This window comes from Rothia uropygioeca (genome assembly GCF_004136585.1).
Classification (GTDB): Bacteria; Actinomycetota; Actinomycetes; order Actinomycetales; family Micrococcaceae; genus Rothia.
The window spans coordinates 429,611-445,957 of the sequence record NZ_NOIR01000003.1; the positions used below are offsets into that span (position 1 = coordinate 429,611).

At 60.3% G+C, this 16,347-nt stretch carries 16 protein-coding genes; 12 read left to right on the plus strand and 4 right to left on the minus strand.

Annotated elements, in window-relative coordinates:
- The first annotated feature begins 119 nt into the window (after positions 1-119).
- The 4 genes from manA (at position 120) to EWR20_RS09990 (ending at position 4,421) form a co-directional block, all read left to right on the plus strand.
- Complete coding sequence (gene manA / locus EWR20_RS09975; protein WP_165001012.1) at positions 120-1,313, plus strand: mannose-6-phosphate isomerase, class I; 1,194 nt, start codon at positions 120-122, stop codon at positions 1,311-1,313.
- Between the two features lie 91 nt (positions 1,314-1,404).
- Entirely contained in the window at positions 1,405-2,673 is a 1,269-nt protein-coding gene (locus EWR20_RS09980) for an AI-2E family transporter (RefSeq protein WP_129360502.1), read from the plus strand.
- Between the two features lie 105 nt (positions 2,674-2,778).
- Entirely contained in the window at positions 2,779-3,048 is a 270-nt protein-coding gene (locus tag EWR20_RS09985) for an ACT domain-containing protein (RefSeq protein ID WP_129360503.1), read from the plus strand.
- Between the two features lie 11 nt (positions 3,049-3,059).
- The gene (locus EWR20_RS09990; RefSeq protein ID WP_129360504.1) at positions 3,060-4,421 is read left to right on the plus strand and encodes a PFL family protein; all 1,362 of its coding nucleotides are present in this window, start codon (positions 3,060-3,062) and stop codon (positions 4,419-4,421) included.
- A gap of 95 nt (positions 4,422-4,516) precedes the next feature.
- Here EWR20_RS09990 and EWR20_RS09995 read toward each other — a convergent pair whose 3' ends face one another.
- Positions 4,517-5,665, minus strand: a complete 1,149-nt coding sequence (locus tag EWR20_RS09995; RefSeq protein WP_129360505.1) for a DNA polymerase III subunit delta' — start codon at positions 5,663-5,665, stop codon at positions 4,517-4,519.
- Positions 5,662-6,345: a dTMP kinase gene (gene tmk / locus EWR20_RS10000; RefSeq protein ID WP_129360506.1), complete on the minus strand. Its 684-nt coding sequence runs from the start codon at positions 6,343-6,345 to the stop codon at positions 5,662-5,664. Before tmk ends, EWR20_RS09995 begins: the two co-directional genes overlap by 4 nt.
- An 80-nt stretch (positions 6,346-6,425) precedes the next feature.
- Between tmk and EWR20_RS10005 the strand changes: the two genes are divergently transcribed.
- The 3 genes from EWR20_RS10005 to EWR20_RS10015 all read left to right on the plus strand — a co-directional run bounded on the left by EWR20_RS10005 (position 6,426) and on the right by EWR20_RS10015 (position 8,892).
- Positions 6,426-7,706 (plus strand): trans-sulfuration enzyme family protein, encoded by a 1,281-nt coding sequence (locus EWR20_RS10005; protein WP_129360507.1) that lies wholly within the window; start codon positions 6,426-6,428, stop codon positions 7,704-7,706.
- A gap of 9 nt (positions 7,707-7,715) precedes the next feature.
- Positions 7,716-8,027 carry a DUF2516 family protein gene (locus EWR20_RS10010; RefSeq protein WP_129360508.1) on the plus strand — a complete coding sequence of 104 codons (312 nt, stop codon included), beginning with the start codon at positions 7,716-7,718 and terminating at the stop codon, positions 8,025-8,027.
- 118 nt (positions 8,028-8,145) lie between these two features.
- A complete protein-coding gene (locus EWR20_RS10015) occupies positions 8,146-8,892 on the plus strand; it encodes a phosphoglyceromutase (RefSeq protein WP_129360509.1) in 747 nt (248 codons plus the stop codon).
- A gap of 147 nt (positions 8,893-9,039) precedes the next feature.
- Here the strand turns inward: EWR20_RS10015 and phoU are convergent, their stop codons facing one another.
- The gene (gene phoU / locus EWR20_RS10020) at positions 9,040-9,705 is read right to left on the minus strand and encodes a phosphate signaling complex protein PhoU (RefSeq protein ID WP_129360510.1); all 666 of its coding nucleotides are present in this window, start codon (positions 9,703-9,705) and stop codon (positions 9,040-9,042) included.
- A gap of 155 nt (positions 9,706-9,860) precedes the next feature.
- Between phoU and EWR20_RS10025 the strand changes: the two genes are divergently transcribed.
- Positions 9,861-11,141, plus strand: coding sequence for a sensor histidine kinase (locus EWR20_RS10025; protein WP_129360511.1), 1,281 nt, complete (start codon positions 9,861-9,863; stop codon positions 11,139-11,141).
- On the plus strand, positions 11,138-11,818 hold the full coding sequence (locus EWR20_RS10030) for a response regulator transcription factor (protein WP_129360512.1): 681 nt from the start codon (positions 11,138-11,140) through the stop codon (positions 11,816-11,818). Before EWR20_RS10025 ends, EWR20_RS10030 begins: the two co-directional genes overlap by 4 nt.
- 126 nt (positions 11,819-11,944) lie before the next feature.
- Here EWR20_RS10030 and EWR20_RS10035 read toward each other — a convergent pair whose 3' ends face one another.
- Positions 11,945-12,478, minus strand: coding sequence for a hypothetical protein (locus tag EWR20_RS10035; protein ID WP_129360513.1), 534 nt, complete (start codon positions 12,476-12,478; stop codon positions 11,945-11,947).
- Between the two features lie 302 nt (positions 12,479-12,780).
- On the opposite strand from EWR20_RS10035, the gene EWR20_RS10040 reads away from it, so the two are divergent.
- The 3 genes from EWR20_RS10040 to rlmB all read left to right on the plus strand — a co-directional run bounded on the left by EWR20_RS10040 (position 12,781) and on the right by rlmB (position 15,872).
- Positions 12,781-13,263: a CarD family transcriptional regulator gene (locus tag EWR20_RS10040; protein ID WP_129360514.1), complete on the plus strand. Its 483-nt coding sequence runs from the start codon at positions 12,781-12,783 to the stop codon at positions 13,261-13,263.
- 169 nt (positions 13,264-13,432) lie between these two features.
- Positions 13,433-14,851 (plus strand): cysteine--tRNA ligase, encoded by a 1,419-nt coding sequence (gene cysS / locus EWR20_RS10045; protein WP_129360515.1) that lies wholly within the window; start codon positions 13,433-13,435, stop codon positions 14,849-14,851.
- 28 nt (positions 14,852-14,879) lie between these two features.
- Complete coding sequence (rlmB, locus tag EWR20_RS10050; protein ID WP_129360516.1) at positions 14,880-15,872, plus strand: 23S rRNA (guanosine(2251)-2'-O)-methyltransferase RlmB; 993 nt, start codon at positions 14,880-14,882, stop codon at positions 15,870-15,872.
- Positions 15,873-16,347 lie beyond the last annotated feature (475 nt).

Below are 16,347 nucleotides of genomic sequence, written 5' to 3' on the forward strand. Positions count from 1 at the left end.
GGTGCCGCGCTTTGAAAACCTGCCGTGCACGATCGTGACCGCCCTCATACCCGCCCACGGCTACTGCGCGCTCGAGAAGACGTGTGGTTGGATTGATGACTATGGGGCAGCTATTGAAGATGGTAAATCCAATCCAGAATTACGCCTGGGGGACTCGGGACACGCTTCCGAAGCTCCGTGGCGCAGAATGTCCTGCCGCCGAGCCCGAAGCGGAGCTGTGGATCGGTGCTCACCCGAAAGCGCCGTCCAGGATCCAGACCCCCCAAGGGGAGCGCTCTCTCGCTGAACTTTGCAGCGAGGATCCCGAGGGGCTGCTTCCGAGCGGTACGGACGAATTCCCGTTTCTCTTCAAGATCCTCGCCATCGAGTCGCCGCTGTCGTTGCAGGTGCACCCTTCCGAAGCGCAGGCTGCCGAAGGGTATGAACGAGAAGAGCAGGCCGGCGTCGCGCTGAATGCGCAAGAGCGCAATTACAAGGATCGCCAATCCAAACCGGAGACGGTCATCGCGTATTCGCCACTTCGAATCCTCACGGGTATCCGTCCCGCGCTTGAGCTCAAGGACATCGCAAAAAAACTGAACCTAACGTGGCTTGCGGAAATGGCCGATTACAACGCCGCCGACATCATCACGGCCATTTTCGCCAAGGATGAGACGAGCTCTTCGGTCGCTTTGGAGGCCACCGTGAATGCAGCGATGGATTGGAGCCTCGCGCACCCGTTTGAAGAGGAGGGCGCCGCCGAGCGCCGCGAGCAACCCGGATTCGAGCTCGATGCCCTGGCCGACCTCATCCTCCTGGTGCATGACGCCTATCCGGGGGACCGTGGACTGCTCGTAGCTGTGGCCATGAACCAGCTTTTCCTCAAGCCTGGAGAATCCGCGTATACCCCGCACGGACAAGTACACGCTTATCTCCAGGGCACCGCGATCGAGATCATGAACCCGTCGGACAACGTGATGCGCGCCGGACTTACAGCCAAGCACATCGACGTCAAGGAAATGCTGTCGGTCCTCATTGAGGACCAGCCCGCTCCGGAACTCCGACTGCCGAAGAAGCAAATGCCTGGGGTCGCTCGCTATGAATTGTGGGACCCTCGGTTGAGCGTTGCCCAGATCGACGTTGCACAGGACGTGCCCGTAGAGTACCCATGCGATGGTCTTGCCGCGATCTTGTGCATAGACGGCGAGATCGGCATTTCGGGAGCCGGAGAAAACTTCAGGCTGCGCGGGACGGAATCCGTGTTGCATGTTGGCTCTGAAGACACGCTTGAATTGACGGGCAACGGCCGTGCATACGTTGCGACCTGCGTCTAATCACTGATCAAAACCGGTGGACAGCCAGTTCAAGCCCGTGCACCGGGTCAACCACCGAACGGGTAGAAGAGAAACGGAGACTCCCACTGCGATGAGTCATCAGGATCAGCAGTCGCGACGCGGCGCAGGCTTACCTCTGGGCGTCGTAGGGCTGGTTGCGCTCGCAGCCCTCGTCGTATTCATGGGTGGGCTCAAATTTATCTCGGACATTTTCGGGCCGATGTTCCTTGCATACTCATTGGTTGTTGCCGTACGGCCTATGCGTCTGTGGCTCGCCGACCGCAAGGTTCCTCGCTGGCTGGCGACGCTCTTGGTTGCCCTTTTCCTCTATGCCATACTTCTGGCCATCATCGGATCGATGGTCGTCTCTGTTGTCCAACTGGCGGAGACTTTGCCCAGTTACAGCGGTAAATTTGCTGCTCTCTATCAGGAAGCGAGGCACTGGCTGAGCGACTATGGTCTCAGCGAGACCGACGTCGGAGACTCGCTGCTGGAGTACCTGCAGCCCAGCCGCATCATCAGCGCGGCCACCACGATTCTGAGCGGGCTTTCTTCGGCCGGGTCCCAGCTCTTCGTGCTCGTGATGGTCATGGCCTTTCTCTTCATCGACGCCACGATCATCCCCGGCCGTCGCTCGGAAATCAGTAAAGCCAAGCCGGGCCTGGGGGAGGCATACGCGGACTTCAGCCACCGAACCTCGAAATACTGGGTAGTCAATACGGTATTCGGCGCGATTGTCGCGGTCTTGGACACCGTTGCCCTGATGCTTCTGGGCGTTCCGTTGGCCTTTACCTGGGGCGTTTTCTCGTTCGTCACCAACTACATCCCGAACATCGGGTTCGTCATCGGCTTGATTCCTCCGGCCCTCCTAGGGCTTCTCGCCGGCGGACCGGCCACGGCGATCTGGGTTGTCGTGCTGTACTCGGTCATCAATTTCGTGGCCCAGTCCGTGATCCAGCCCAAAGTTACGGGGGACGCCGTCGGGCTCAACACCACCGTAACGTTCGTTTCCTTGATCTTCTGGGCGGCAATCGTGGGCCCTCTCGGCGCGATCCTCGCTGTGCCCCTGACTTTGTTCTTCAAAGCGATGTTCATCGACTCGGACCCCCGCTCGCGGTGGATCGGAGTGGCCTTCGATTCCAGGGGCAAGCCCAACGACTTGCGCCGAATCGGGGACTCCGTTCACGAAGACGGACGTTATTCGCTGCGTAAGACGTATGGCCCGGACCCGGACGATGCTCCGGCCGGAGCCGTGGGCCCCTCCTCGGAGCAAAAGCGGCAGCTCAAGCGTGAAAAAGGAGTGCGGCTCGGACGGCAGCGGCCCGCTGGCGGTGCCACGAGCGCCAGAGAAAAACCCTGAACAGGCTCTCTCTGAGTGATTTAATGAACTGGCCCGCTCGAGCCGACCGAGCTGTCCGGGGCCGCGCAGACCTCCGGCAATCCGCGATCACTCAGAAAGAGCACCATGAAAATAATTCTCACCGTGACGGGCCTGGATCACGAAGGCATCATTGCCGCCGTCTCCACGGGATTGGCCGATCGTCACGTGAACATCCTCAACGTCTCCCAGACCCTCATGGAGGGTTATTTCACCATGATCATGCAGGGTGAGTTCGACGAGACTCAACAGACCATCGAGGACATCCAAGCAGCCATGAAGCCTATAGGGCAGGCGGCTCGGGTCGAGGTCAGGATCCAGTCCGAGGCCATATTCGACGCGATGCACACACTTTAGGGCGCCCGAGCATGATCGATACCAACGCAAATATTCTTGAAACCATCCAGATGATCGAGGAGGACAAACTCGACATCCGGACGGTCACCATGGGCATCTCTCTGCTCGACTGCATCGATTCGGACGGGGCGAGAGCCCGCCAAAAGATCTACGACAAGATCACCGGCCGGGCCAAGGACCTCGTACGCGTCGCTCAGGGGATCGAGGCCGAGTTGGGCATCCCGATCATCAACAAGCGCATCGCGGTGACCCCCATCGCGATCGTAGCTGGGGCCTCGGGTGACACCGAGTACTTCGACTACGCGCGCACCCTCGACCGGGCGGCCCGGGCGGTAGGGGTCGATTTCATCGGAGGATTCTCGGCTCTGGTCGACAAAGGCCAGACTGAAGCCGACCGGAGGCTCATGGCCTCGATACCGCAGGCGCTCGCGGAGACGGATGTCGTGTGTTCATCCGTCAATATCGGATCGTCGCGGGCCGGCATCAACATGGATGCCGTCCAGGACATGGGACGGGTTGTCCGCCAGACCGCGGACCTCACCGCGGATGCCCATGGTTTCGGCTGCGCCAAACTGGTTGTCTTCGCGAATGCCGTATCGGACAACCCATTCATGGCCGGGGCATTCCACGGCGTACAAGAGGCCGACTGCGTCGTCAGCGTGGGTGTCTCCGGTCCTGGCGTCGTCAAACGCGCGCTCGAGAAGGTTCCCGGCGCGTCATTGAATGCGTGTGCGGAGACCATCAAGAAGGCCGCTTTCAAGATCACGCGTGTCGGCCAGCTGGTGGGCAACTTGGCCGCGGAACGTCTTGGTGTCTCCTTCGGCATCGTTGATTTGTCCTTGGCCCCCACGGCCGAGGTCGGGGACTCAGTGGCGCGTGTCCTGGAAGAAATGGGACTTGAAGTCGTGGGAACTCACGGAACCACCGCAGCCCTGGCGTTGCTCAACGATGCCATGAAGAAGGGCGGGCTGATGGCTTGCTCGCGTGTCGGTGGCCTGTCCGGGTCGTTCATCCCGATTTCAGAAGATATCGGGATGATCGAGGCGGCGGCTTCCGGTGACATCACACTCGACAAGCTCGAGGCTATGACCGCGATCTGCTCCGTCGGGCTGGACATGGTGGCCGTCCCCGGTGATACGACCGCTGCGACGCTGTCGGCGATGATCGCGGACGAGGCGGCCATTGGAGTTATGAACCACAAAACCACGGCGGTCCGGGTGATCCCCGCTGTCGGATTGGGTGTAGGCGACATCGTCGAATTTGGCGGTCTGCTGGGGCGGGCACCCGTTATGCCTGCGCATCAGGGCTCATCAGAGGTATTCGTCAAGAGGGCGGGCTATATTCCGTCGCCCGTCCACGGCTTCCGAAACTGAACTATGGAGAACTCCTCCAGCTTCGGCCCCACGCCTCTCTGAGGCATGGGGCCGTTTGGCGGGAGATGAAAACGAAGATCTTTGGGCCAGCAGGTTCAGTGGCGCAGTATCAAGCTGGCCGCCATCGCTTCGAAGGCCAATCGCGGGCTGACGTTCGTGGAAATCCGGCGCCGTGTGAGATTGATCGTGTCGATCTGTTCGAGGGTTCGTTCCGCGCTCGAATTGACCGCATAATCGGTCAGCTCGCGTTCTAAATGGTGATTGATCAGTTGCGATCCCGTTTTGAGCTGAAGCGTCAGCACATCTCGGTAAAAGGTCGACAGATCAATGAGAAAACGATCCAAGGTGTCTACCTGTATGCGCTTGGCTCGGCGCTTCTGATCTTCTTCCAGACGGCGTACGGCGGCTTTGATGGTCGGCGGGATCCGGCCCGATTCGGGGGCACCGAGGGTGATCAAGAGGTCTGCTTTTTCTTGGTCATTGCGCTCGTCGGCATCGGCGGATGCCTCTGCCTCGGCCGTTGAAATCAGACGATCCGCAGCGGCAACCGCCGAGCTGATGCCCGCCAACCCCAGGGGGAGTCGAACCACGTCCTCACGACGGGCTTTGGCTTCCGGGTACAACGCCAGCCGCCGGGCGATTCCAATATGTCCTTGAGCCAGGCGTGCCGCTTGCTGCGCGGTCTCCGGATCCACGTTATCCCGGAGAGACAAGAGCCCTGCGACCTCCTCGGTCGCGGGAACCTTGAGCGTGATTGCGCGGCACCTCGAACGGATCGTGACCAAGACGTCGATAGGGCTCGGTGCGCAGAGCAACCAGATGGTGTGGGGCGGCGGTTCCTCAACGGCCTTGAGGAGCACGTTCGAGGTGCGTTCGGGCATGCGGTCCGCGTCTTCGACGATCATGATCCGCCAGCGACCCACCGAAGGACGGTCCTGGGCCTTGACCACGAGGTCGCGTGCTTCTTCGATCTTGATGCTGACGTTTTCGGTTGCGAAGTTGGTGACGTCCGCATGTGCACCAGTCATGGCGGTGCGGCAGGATTTGCATTCGCCGCAGCCGCGCTCGGCAGGATCCGGCTTCTCGCAGAGCAAAGCGGCCGCGAGGGACCTCGCCGCAATGGATCGGCCGGAGCCGGGAGGCCCCGTGAACAACCAGGCATGCGGCGGTTGCTCAGAAGATGCTGCCCGGCGCAATTGCTGAACTGCCTGGCCCTGTCCGACCAACTGGTCCCACACGCTCATCGCGGCTCACCCGCCGTCAGTACTGGTGCGACGGCGTTCCACACCCGGTCGGCGACGTCGTCGATCTCTCCTCCGCCGTTGACTGTGACGCGAGCGGAATCGGTGCTCTGCGCCAACGCGTGAAAGGAATCGCGGACCCGGGCATGGAATGAGTCCGGTTCTGCCTCCAGCCGGTCGGCCGCTCCACGCGACGTGACTCGCCGGCGGGCGTCCGAGACCCCGAGCGAAAGAAATATCGTGAGGTCGGGAAGAAGGTTTTCGGTGGCCCACCGGGAAAGTTCGGTGACGGGGCGTTCGCCGAGTCCGCGACCGGCCCCCTGGTATGCGGCCGAGGAGTCGATGTAACGATCACAGACGACGATCGCGCCACGCTCGAGCGCCGGGGCAATGACCTGATGCGTGTGCGCTGACCTGGAGGCCGCGTACAGAAGGGCTTCGGTGCGGGCATCTATCTGCCCCTGACCCTGTTCCAGGACCAAGGACCGAATCTTCTCGCCGATTTCTGTGCCTCCGGGCTCACGCGTGAGGAGCACCTCGCACTTGATTTCCTCACGAATCCGCGTCTCCAGGATCCGGGCTTGGGTCGACTTCCCGCTGCCGTCTCCGCCCTCGAAGACGATGAAAACGCCGGGACGTGGGGGAGCGTTGGTTGCCGGGGAGTAATGGAGCTCTGAAGTCACTCTCGTAGCCTATCGAAATCATTGGAGGCATATGGGCGCCCAGCGGGGATTGCCGCGGTGCTCCGGGTAGCCTGTGGATTATGCAGCTAGATTCTTCGGATATCCACGGACGCAAGGGGCACGAGCCCGAGGAGATTATTGCGGAAGAGCGCCGCGCCGAGCGTGAAGGCACGGAAGCATCATCCCCGTGGTCACGGGAAACTCTGGTGGTCTCGGCAGGACGCCCTGCCTCAGAACATGACGCACCCGTCAACTCGCCGATCGTCCTGTCCTCCACATTTCACGGGGCAGGCCCCATCCTGCCCGAGGACCGAGCGTACGGGCGGTTCACGAACCCGACGTGGGAGGACTTCGAAGGGGTGCTTTCCTCACTCGAAGGCTCGGAATTGCCTGCTCTTCTCTTCGGTTCCGGAATGGCCGCGGTCGCAGCGGTCGTCGGCCAGGTCCCGGTCGGATCCGTCATCGTCATGCCGGAGCATACGTACCTGGGCTCCATGTCGTTGGTGCGGCAGATGGAGCAACGCGGGGTTTGCACGCTCGTCGAGGTTCCGATCGAAGACACCGATCACGTCATCGAGGTACTGACTCAGCAGGCCCGCTCTCTTCCCGAACCGTCTCAGGGCGCCGAAGCTCCGTATGTGTTGTTGTGGTTGGAAAGCCCCACCAACCCCATGCTCGAGGTCGCTGATCTGCCGACGCTACTCGCCGTGGCTCGCGGGTTGGGAGTCCGGACCGCAGTGGACAACACGTTCGCAACGCCGTTGGTGCAACGCCCTCTTGAATGGGGAGCGGACTTCGTCGTGCATTCCGCAACCAAATACCTGGCCGGACACTCTGACGTGATCCTGGGCGCCGTCGTCACTCGCGACCCGCAGCTGAGGAAATCCACTCTGGCCGAGCGCTCGCTGTCCGGGGCGATCGCCGGACCGGTCGAAGCGTGGTTGGGTCTGCGAGGACTGAGGACTCTGCCCTTGCGCATCAAACAGTCGTCCTCATCGGCACAGATTCTGGCCGAACGCCTCAGCGAGCATCCCGCGGCCGCCGAAGTGCGCTACCCGGGGCTTCCGACCGATCGAGGACACGAGCGCGCCAAAGCACAGATGAGCAATTTCGGTTCGGTCCTCTCAGTCACTCTCGACGCCGATGCGGAAACTGCTGAGCGCGTGGTCGATGCCCTGAACCTCTGGACTCCGGCGACGTCGTTGGGCGGCGTGGAATCGTTGATCGAGCGTCGTCGCCGACACTCCAACGAGGCGCAGAGCGTCAGTGAGTCATTGCTCCGCCTGTCGGTGGGCATCGAGGACGTCGAGGACTTGTGGAGCGATCTCCAGCAAGCACTTGAGCTTGTTCAGAAACGATAGGGTAGTCATATGACGATCTTGACCGTAGTGCTGAACCTCGAGCGCATTATCGACCTCGCGCTCGGCCTGATTCTATTCCTGCTCGCCCTGTGGGCCTTTATTTCCGCGGTGGGGGCCAGCGACTACGCTTATCAATCCGCTTTCAAACGCACCAAGAAATTCTGGGTCCTGGTCACGGCTGCGTGCCTTCTGGGCGCCGTGATTTCGATGCTCGGGGCGTGGCGAGGAGGCTCTTCGAGCCTGTTCATCCAGCTGATTGCGGCCTCTGCCGTGGGCGTGTTCCTCGCCGACGTCAGGCCGGCCGTTCGCACGAGGAAATAGCGCTCAATCTTCTCTGCCGCATGCGCGGTCGTCCACATGCCCCGGGTTCGCCCGGGGCATGTGTGTTTTCTGTGGAATGCATTCCCGAATGCTCCTCGGAAAGTGGAACAATGGGGCTATGGCTGAAACTTACAAACTTGTTTTGCTCCGTCACGGGCAGAGCGAATGGAACAAAGAGAACCTGTTCACCGGATGGGTTGACGTGCCCCTCTCCGACCAGGGCAAGGAAGAAGCCGCGCGAGGCGGCGCCTTGCTCAAGGAAAGGGGAATCCTTCCGGAGATCGTTCATACCTCCCTCTTGCGCCGTGCCATGAACACCGCGAACATCGCGCTGGACGAGGCCGATCGCCTTTGGATCCCCGTCAAGCGCAGTTGGCGTCTCAACGAGCGCCACTACGGAGACCTCCAAGGCAAGGACAAGGCCGAGGTCCGGGAGAAATACGGCGAGGACCAGTTCATGCAGTGGCGCCGCTCGTACGACGTGCCGCCGCCTCCCTTGGAAGATGACTCAGAGTTCTCCCAAGCTCATGATCCGCGGTACGCGGATGTTGAGGACGCCCCCCGAACCGAATGTCTCAAGGATGTTCTCGAGCGCATGCTTCCGTACTGGGACGAGGGCATCAAACCTGACCTGGCCGCAGGCAAAACCGTCCTGGTGGCCGCGCACGGCAATTCGCTCCGCGCGTTGGTCAAGCACTTGGACAACATCGCCGACGACGAGATTTCCGGGCTGAACATTCCGACCGGGATCCCGCTCTATTACGAGCTCGACGAGAACTTCAAACCGATCAAGGCCGGTGAGTACCTGGATCCCGACGCCGCTGCCGACGCGATCCAGGCCGTTGCCAATCAAGGCAAGAAATAAGGCCTGGTCTTACTCAGCAATGAAGCCGCCCCGCGAGGTACCTCGCGGGGCGGCTTCATTGCGCTCAAGGGTACGGACCGGATCCGTCACAAGCTCGCGCCGACGACGTCGTCTCCGCGGCCGGGAGCTGTCTTTTTGACTAAGCCTTTATGACTGGCTGGCCGTCGGCGCGGAGTCCCACTCGCCGGTGACCAAGTATGTGACTTTGCGAGCGACCGAAACGCCGTGGTCGCCGAAGCGCTCCATGTAACGGGAAACCAAGGTCATATCGATCGTGGTCTGTGCATTGGAGCCCCATTCGGCGCCCGCAATGTGGGAGAAAACCGATTCGTGCAGCACATTGATGCGGCCTTTGGCCGTGTAGATCTCGTCGGCGTAGCCCAACTCGCGGGTTTCGAGCAATTGGATAACGTTCTTGATGATCGTCTTGTCGTTGTCAATGATTTCCTGGAAGGTCGGGAGGAGGTCTTCCGGGACGGCGGCTTCGGGATACCGGAGCCGCGTGACCTGTGCGACGTGGCGGGCGAGGTCTCCGGCTCGTTCGAGCGAGGCACTCATGCGAAGAGCTCCCACGATCATGCGAAGGTCCGAGGCGACGGGGCCTTGGAGAGCGAGGAGATCAATGGAACGCTCGTCGAGCTGGTTCTGCAGGAAGTCAATGCGCGCGTCATTCGAGATGACCTCTTCGGCCTGCTGAATGTCTGCGTTCAATAACGAGTCAGATGCGCGGTCGAACGCAGCCTCCACGAGGGTCGCGATTTCGACGAGGTCGTCGCCCACTTGTTGGAGCTCGGCCTGAAAAACTTTGCGCACGATTAACGGTCCTTTCCTGACAACACGGATCTACTACCTTAGAGTCTCAATCGCGCGTAAACGCGATCCCCGTCTTGGGTGAACCTTAGTTGAACCCGGGGGCGCAAGGCACTATTTGGATCAATTCAGTTGATACTTATGCCTAAGCTGTACAGGTGAGTTCTGTCGCTTTAGCCTTCATGTGGGGCCTGATCGGGTTGGCGCTTGGTTTGGTCAGCCACTTCGCCCTGCGCCGAAGCGATCGCCAGCGTGCCGAGTGGGCCGTGGTCGACGAACCAACTATAAGCGATGGTGCCGCTCAGGTACTGGCTGTCGTCGGGCAGGCGTACGTACTCGTCGACGCGGTGGACGGCGTCGTACGCGCGTCCCAGGGGTCTTATGCCTACGGCCTGGTACGCGGACACAGTCTGGCTCAACCCGAATTGCTCGAATTGATCCGTCAGGTACGGCGCGACGGAGTGATTATCGAGAAGACCGTAGAGATTTCTCGTGGCCCCATGGGGCGCGGAGTCCTCGTGCTGAATGTCCGCATAGCACCCGTGGCAGACGAATACATTTTGATGCTCGCGGATGACCGCACCGAGATCACCCGTGCACAGGCGATCCGAACAGACTTTGTGGCGAACGTGTCACATGAGCTCAAGACCCCGGTCGGTGCCGTCCGTTTGCTGGCTGAAGCGATCGAAGGGTCCTCCGAGGACCCGGAGGCGGTACGGCATTTCACCCGGAGACTCCATAAGGAAGCGGCGCGATTGACCGCGCTGGTTCACGACATCATCGAACTCTCGCGGTTGCAGGGCACGGATATCGTGCAAAAGGGAAAGATCATCGATCTCAACCAGCTGGTGCATGAAGCAGCGGATCGAAACAAGCTCACCGCCGAGAACAAGAACATCTCGATTCGTGTCGGAGGTACGGCTACCCGGCCGATTCACGGCGACCCGGAGTTGCTCATGACCGCCTTGCGGAATCTCATCGACAATGCAATTCGCTATTCGCCGGAGAATACCCGCATCGGAGTGGGAATCCGATCCAAGAACGGCACGGCTTCGGTGTCCGTCAAGGATCAGGGTCCGGGTATTCCCGAAGAAGAGCAAGACCGCATATTCGAACGCTTTTACCGGGTCGACGCCGCTCGCTCACGGCAGACGGGTGGTACCGGTTTGGGGCTGTCGATCGTGAAACACGTGATGGCTCAGCACGGCGGAGAAATCTCTGTGTGGTCTACGCCGGGACAGGGATCGACCTTTACGGTGAGCCTCCCGGAGCTGGACGAGGCAACCGAGAAGGACCTGCGCGAAAGCGAGTCGGATCTCGGACCGATCCGCGATCAAGAACCCGTTTCCATCATTGCGGTGGATCAGACCCCTGCAGATAGCGCGGGGAAGAATAGATCCGGTGATACCGGTTTTGACGAGGAGGATACTCAAGCATGACTCGACTCTTGGTTATCGAGGATGAGGAAGCCCTCAGCGAGCCTCTGGCCTTTTTACTGGGGCGCGAGGGGTTCGAGGTGACCGTGATCGACAACGGTCTCGACGCCGTCGCCGAATTCGATCGAGCAGGAGCCGATCTGGTTCTTCTGGACCTGATGTTGCCGGGTCAGTCCGGGACGGAAGTGTGCAAACAATTGCGCCAACGCTCCAACGTCCCGATCATCATGTTGACCGCGAAGGACACGGAAATCGATAAGGTTCTCGGCCTCGAGCTCGGTGCCGACGATTATGTGACGAAGCCATATTCGTCTCGTGAACTCGTTGCCCGGGTGCGCGCCGTATTGCGGCGACAAACGGAGACCGAGGAGTTGGTGACCTCGACGGTCGAGGGCGGGCCCGTGCGCATGGACATCGAGCGGCATGTGGTCAGCGTCAACGGCCAACAAACCGCAATGCCTCTGAAAGAATTTGAACTCCTCGAGATGCTGTTGCGCAACGCTGGCCGTGTTCTGACCCGTGGTCAGCTCATCGACCGTGTGTGGGGCAGCGACTACGTGGGCGACACCAAGACACTGGATGTTCACATCAAAAGGCTCCGGTCCAAGATTGAACCCGATCCTTCCCATCCTCGGTACCTCGTGACCGTACGCGGCCTCGGGTACAAATTCGAACCCTGAAACTGGTCAGGTCCTTCATCGGCATGATGGAAAGACCCCGGCATACACGAGGGCTCCCCGTTGCACTGCAACGGGGAGCCCTCGTGTATGCGGAGCGGGGCTGTCCGCTTCCGGAATGCGTGAGTCTTAGCTGCCCTGTGAAGACTGGCTGGAGCTGGGCGAGGCGCTGCTCGAGGACTGCGTTTCGGCCAGGTTCGGCATGTATTCCTTGTACTCATCGAGCGTGCCGTCCAGAACCGGAACGTTGGCGGTGGTGCTCTGGGATCCGACCGAAAGCTTGGTGCCGTCGAGGAGTTCACCCGGAGCCTTGCTGACGGGGTCGAGGATGGTTTCCTTCTGTTCCAACTGAACCTTGCCGTTGGCGGGAACACTGACGGAAGCGGTCGCGTTGCCCGTGTCGATCCGGACGTCCATGTCCTGGTCCGAGGAGTTGATGATGGTTCCGAGCAGACGGCCCGCGGAGTCCTTGTCCTTGGCTATGACCATCAGGTTCCGGAATTCTGCATCAGCCACGTTCGCATGAACGCCGTCGGACGCGGCGTAATGAATCGTGGTGGGCTGCTGGTGAATGTAGCCACAGCCCGTGGCGGACAGAACCGCCGCCGCAATGGCAACCGTTGCTCCGGCGCGCTTGACGTTCTGGCGAGCAAAAGACTTCACGTCTCACTCCTTGTGTGGTGATGCGAGGATCGATCGACGCCCCGATTAAAGCGCCGCAGAGTCATTCCCTGGTCAGTTTAGCGCTTTTTGTGGACGCTTCGTCGGCAACGGGGCCCGTGGCGGGCGCGCCGAAGCCGTGGCCTTGGCCGATAGGGCGGCCGTGCCTTGATTTAGAGGGATGCACCCCACTGGCGGTGGTGGCGAAAGCCTCAGAATTTCCAGTGCTTCATTATAGGAAACTCATGGCTCATTGGTGTAAATGGGCCGTGGTAAACTGGGTAGGCTGAAAGGGGTTTATCCATATGCTTTTTGAGGTTGGCGAAACCGTCGTATACCCTCACCACGGCGCGGCGACGATCGAAGAGATCAAGACTCGCATGGTCAAGGGCGAAGAGAAGATGTATCTCAAATTGCAGGTCGCACAGGGTGACCTGACGATTGAGGTTCCGGCGGACAACGTCGACATGGTGGGCGTCCGGGACGTCGTTGATGAGAAGGGCCTCCAAGAGGTCATCAACGTACTTCAGGCCGAGGACGTCGAGGAAGCCAGTAACTGGTCCCGCCGTTTCAAGGCCAACTCCGAGAAGCTCGCCTCCGGCGATGTCCTCAAGGTTGCCGAGGTCGTTCGCGACCTGTGGCGCCGCGAACAAGTAAAGGGTCTTTCGGCGGGCGAGAAGCGCATGCTGTCCAAAGCTCGGCAAATTCTCTCCTCCGAGGTGGCCCTGGCGAGGGACATCGACGAAGAGGCAGCGGAGACCCAGCTCGACAAGATCCTCGAGGACTAGGCGGGCCTTCAGGCGCCGAAGAGTTCACGACGAATGCGCGTTCCTCCACCCAGGAGGGACGCGCTTTTGTCGTTGATCTTGTCCTCGCCCGGCAGTTCCGGGTCGGCCGAGGGCGCGTTTTGATCGCGCCCTGGACTCGGTACTTGATGATCCTCGTTAGAATTGCCCCGTGAGCTTGCGTTTTTACAGTACCGATACGGCCAGTGTCCGAGATTTTGAGCCGGTCTCCCCGGGGGAGGCGCGTCTCTACTACTGTGGCGCCACGGTGCAGGGTATGCCTCATATCGGCCACATCAGATCAGCTTTGGTCTTTGATCAGCTCAGCCGTTGGCTGCGGTATCGGGGATTTAAGGTCACGACGGTCCGTAACGTGACGGATATTGACGATAAGATCCTCGCCAATTCTGCGGCCAGTTTTGAGCAGGGTTATTCGGGTTCGCATCCCGAAGAACAGTGGTGGGCTCTGGCCTATCGATTCGAGAAGGTCTTCGCTTCGGCGTATCAGGCACTCGCAATCGACCAACCGACCTACGAGCCGCGCGCGACAGGGCACATTACGGAGATGTTCCGTCTCATCCAACGGCTAATCGATCGTGGACACGCCTATCCCGCTTTGGACGATTCCGGAGATGTCTACTTCGACGTCCGGTCATGGAAGTCCTACGGCTCACTGACCCGTCAGAACATCGATGACATGCAAGCCGCCCCCGATGCCGATCCCAGGGGCAAGCGCGATCCTCGCGACTTTGCTTTGTGGAAGGGCCATAAGGATGGCGAGCCGTTCACGGCCTCGTGGGAATCTCCCTGGGGGAGGGGACGGCCAGGGTGGCACCTGGAGTGCTCTGCGATGGCCGGTAAGTATTTGGGGGAACGCTTCGATATTCACGGGGGCGGGCTGGACTTGCGTTTCCCGCATCACGAGAATGAACTGGCGCAGTCCACCGCGGCAGGTTTCGGCTTCGCGAACTTCTGGCTGCACAACGGCCTGGTGACCTACGAGGGCGACAAAATGTCCAAGTCCATTGGCAACACCGTCTCCCCCGAGGAGATGCTGGAAACAGCGCGTCCGTTGGTCGTCAGGTACTACTTGGGCCAAGCGCACTATCGGTCGATACTGGATTATCGCCCTACCTCGTTGGATGAAGCCCAAGTGGCGGTGGAACGCGTGGAGACTTTCCTCGCACATGCAGGCGGCGGACGTCCCGATGGTGAGGTCCCGCAAGGATTCGCGGACGCGATGGATGATGACCTCAATATCCCGCAGGCCCTGGCCATTTTGCATGAACACGTACGGTCCGGAAATGCGGCCCGTGCGGAGCATAAGGAAGATGCCGTCGCCCGTGAAGCCGACGCCGTGCGAGCGATGACGGATGTGCTAGGTCTGACGCCTCTCATGGACTTCGCTTCACCGAGCGGTTCAGGGGCGGAGCATTCAGCCCTCGACTCACTCATCCGAACACTTGTGGCCCAGAGGGCCGAGGCGCGCGCCGCAAAGGATTGGGCCCGCGCAGATCACATCAGAGACGAACTCGCCGCCGCCGGAATTACCGTCAAGGATTCCGAAAGCGGGACGACTTGGTCGGTCTGAGACCGAGCCAAGCACAGAAAGGCACATCATGGCTGAAAACAACCGGCCCGGAGCAATCCGGAAGAAGAAAAAGGGCCCCCTCAAAGGCACGGGTGGCCACGGGCGCAAATCTTTGGAGGGCAAGGGCCCGACACCCAAGGCGGAGGACCGTCCTTATCACAAAGCTCACAAGGCGAAGAAGCTTGCGGCCCGGCACCAGCGTTCCGCTGGGCCGGCGAGGCAGCAACGTCTTGGCGGAAGGCGCACGAGCGAAGAACTCGTGACGGGGCGCAACGCCGTCCTTGAAGCGCTGCGCACTGATATTCCGGCCAAGCACATCTTTGTGATGGCCAATATCGAGGCCGACGACCGCATCCGGGAAATTCTCGCAACCGTCACCCGCCGAGACATTCCCGCTTTGGAGATCACGCGGAGCGAGATCGAGCGGTTGACAGAAGGGGCCGTTCACCAAGGGGTGGCTCTGCAGATCCCTCCCTACAAATACCCGGACGCAGGCGACCTCACGTCTTCGATTCTGGAGAAGTGGCACGCGGGCAAGATGGAGAAGCCTCCGCTGTTCGTTGCTCTGGACGGAATCACGGATCCGCGTAACTTGGGCGCGATCATCAGGAGCGTTTCGGCCTTCTCGGGACAAGCTGTGATTGTTCCGGAACGTCGAGCCGCCGGCGTGACGGCTTCAGCATGGAAGACGAGTGCGGGGGCGGTCTCACGAGTTCCGGTAGCCAAGGCAACCAACCTGAACCGTGTGATTGACCAGCTCAAAGAACAGGGGGTGTTCGTCGTAGGCCTCGATGGCGACGGTGATGTTCAACTGCCGGCACTCGGGCTGGCGACCGAACCTCTTTGCGTCGTCGTGGGTTCCGAAGGCAAGGGCCTGTCCCGGTTGACGGCTGAGAAGTGCGATCAAGTAGTTTCTATCCCGATTGACTCGTCGATGGAGTCCCTCAACGCATCGTTGGCTGCGGGCATCGCTTTGTATGAGGTATCCCGCCTCCGGGGGCAAGCCGAGGGGCAACGATAGGGGTCTGTCCCCGCACCACGAAGAGCGTAATGCACATCACGGGCCCTCGAGTTGCGGGGGTCCGTGAGCGTATGTAAAGTAATGCGAGTTGCCACGGCGACTGGGTCCACGACCCGGCAGTGGCGACTAATCTCCGGAAAAATTCTCCAGCTCACCGACTTGCTTCAGTGAGATGAGTGAGCTAGACTGGTAGATTGTGGCTCCTTGAGACTTAGGTCTTCAAGAGCCGAAAATTGAGTGAACAAAGCGGAAACGTCAAGTTGACTCGCCGATGAACAGCCGGTAAAGTTGTTCAAGCAAACCGCGGGAGCGGACATCACATACCTGATGCGAGTTCCTAGTACGGGATTGTTGTTTGAGAACTCAATAGTGTGCTTTGTTTGAATGTTGTACCGAAGTTTTTATTTTTTGAATTCTTGTTGGTTTCAACATGACACGGCGGATGTTTGTGTCATCACCCCGTGATGATGGTCCG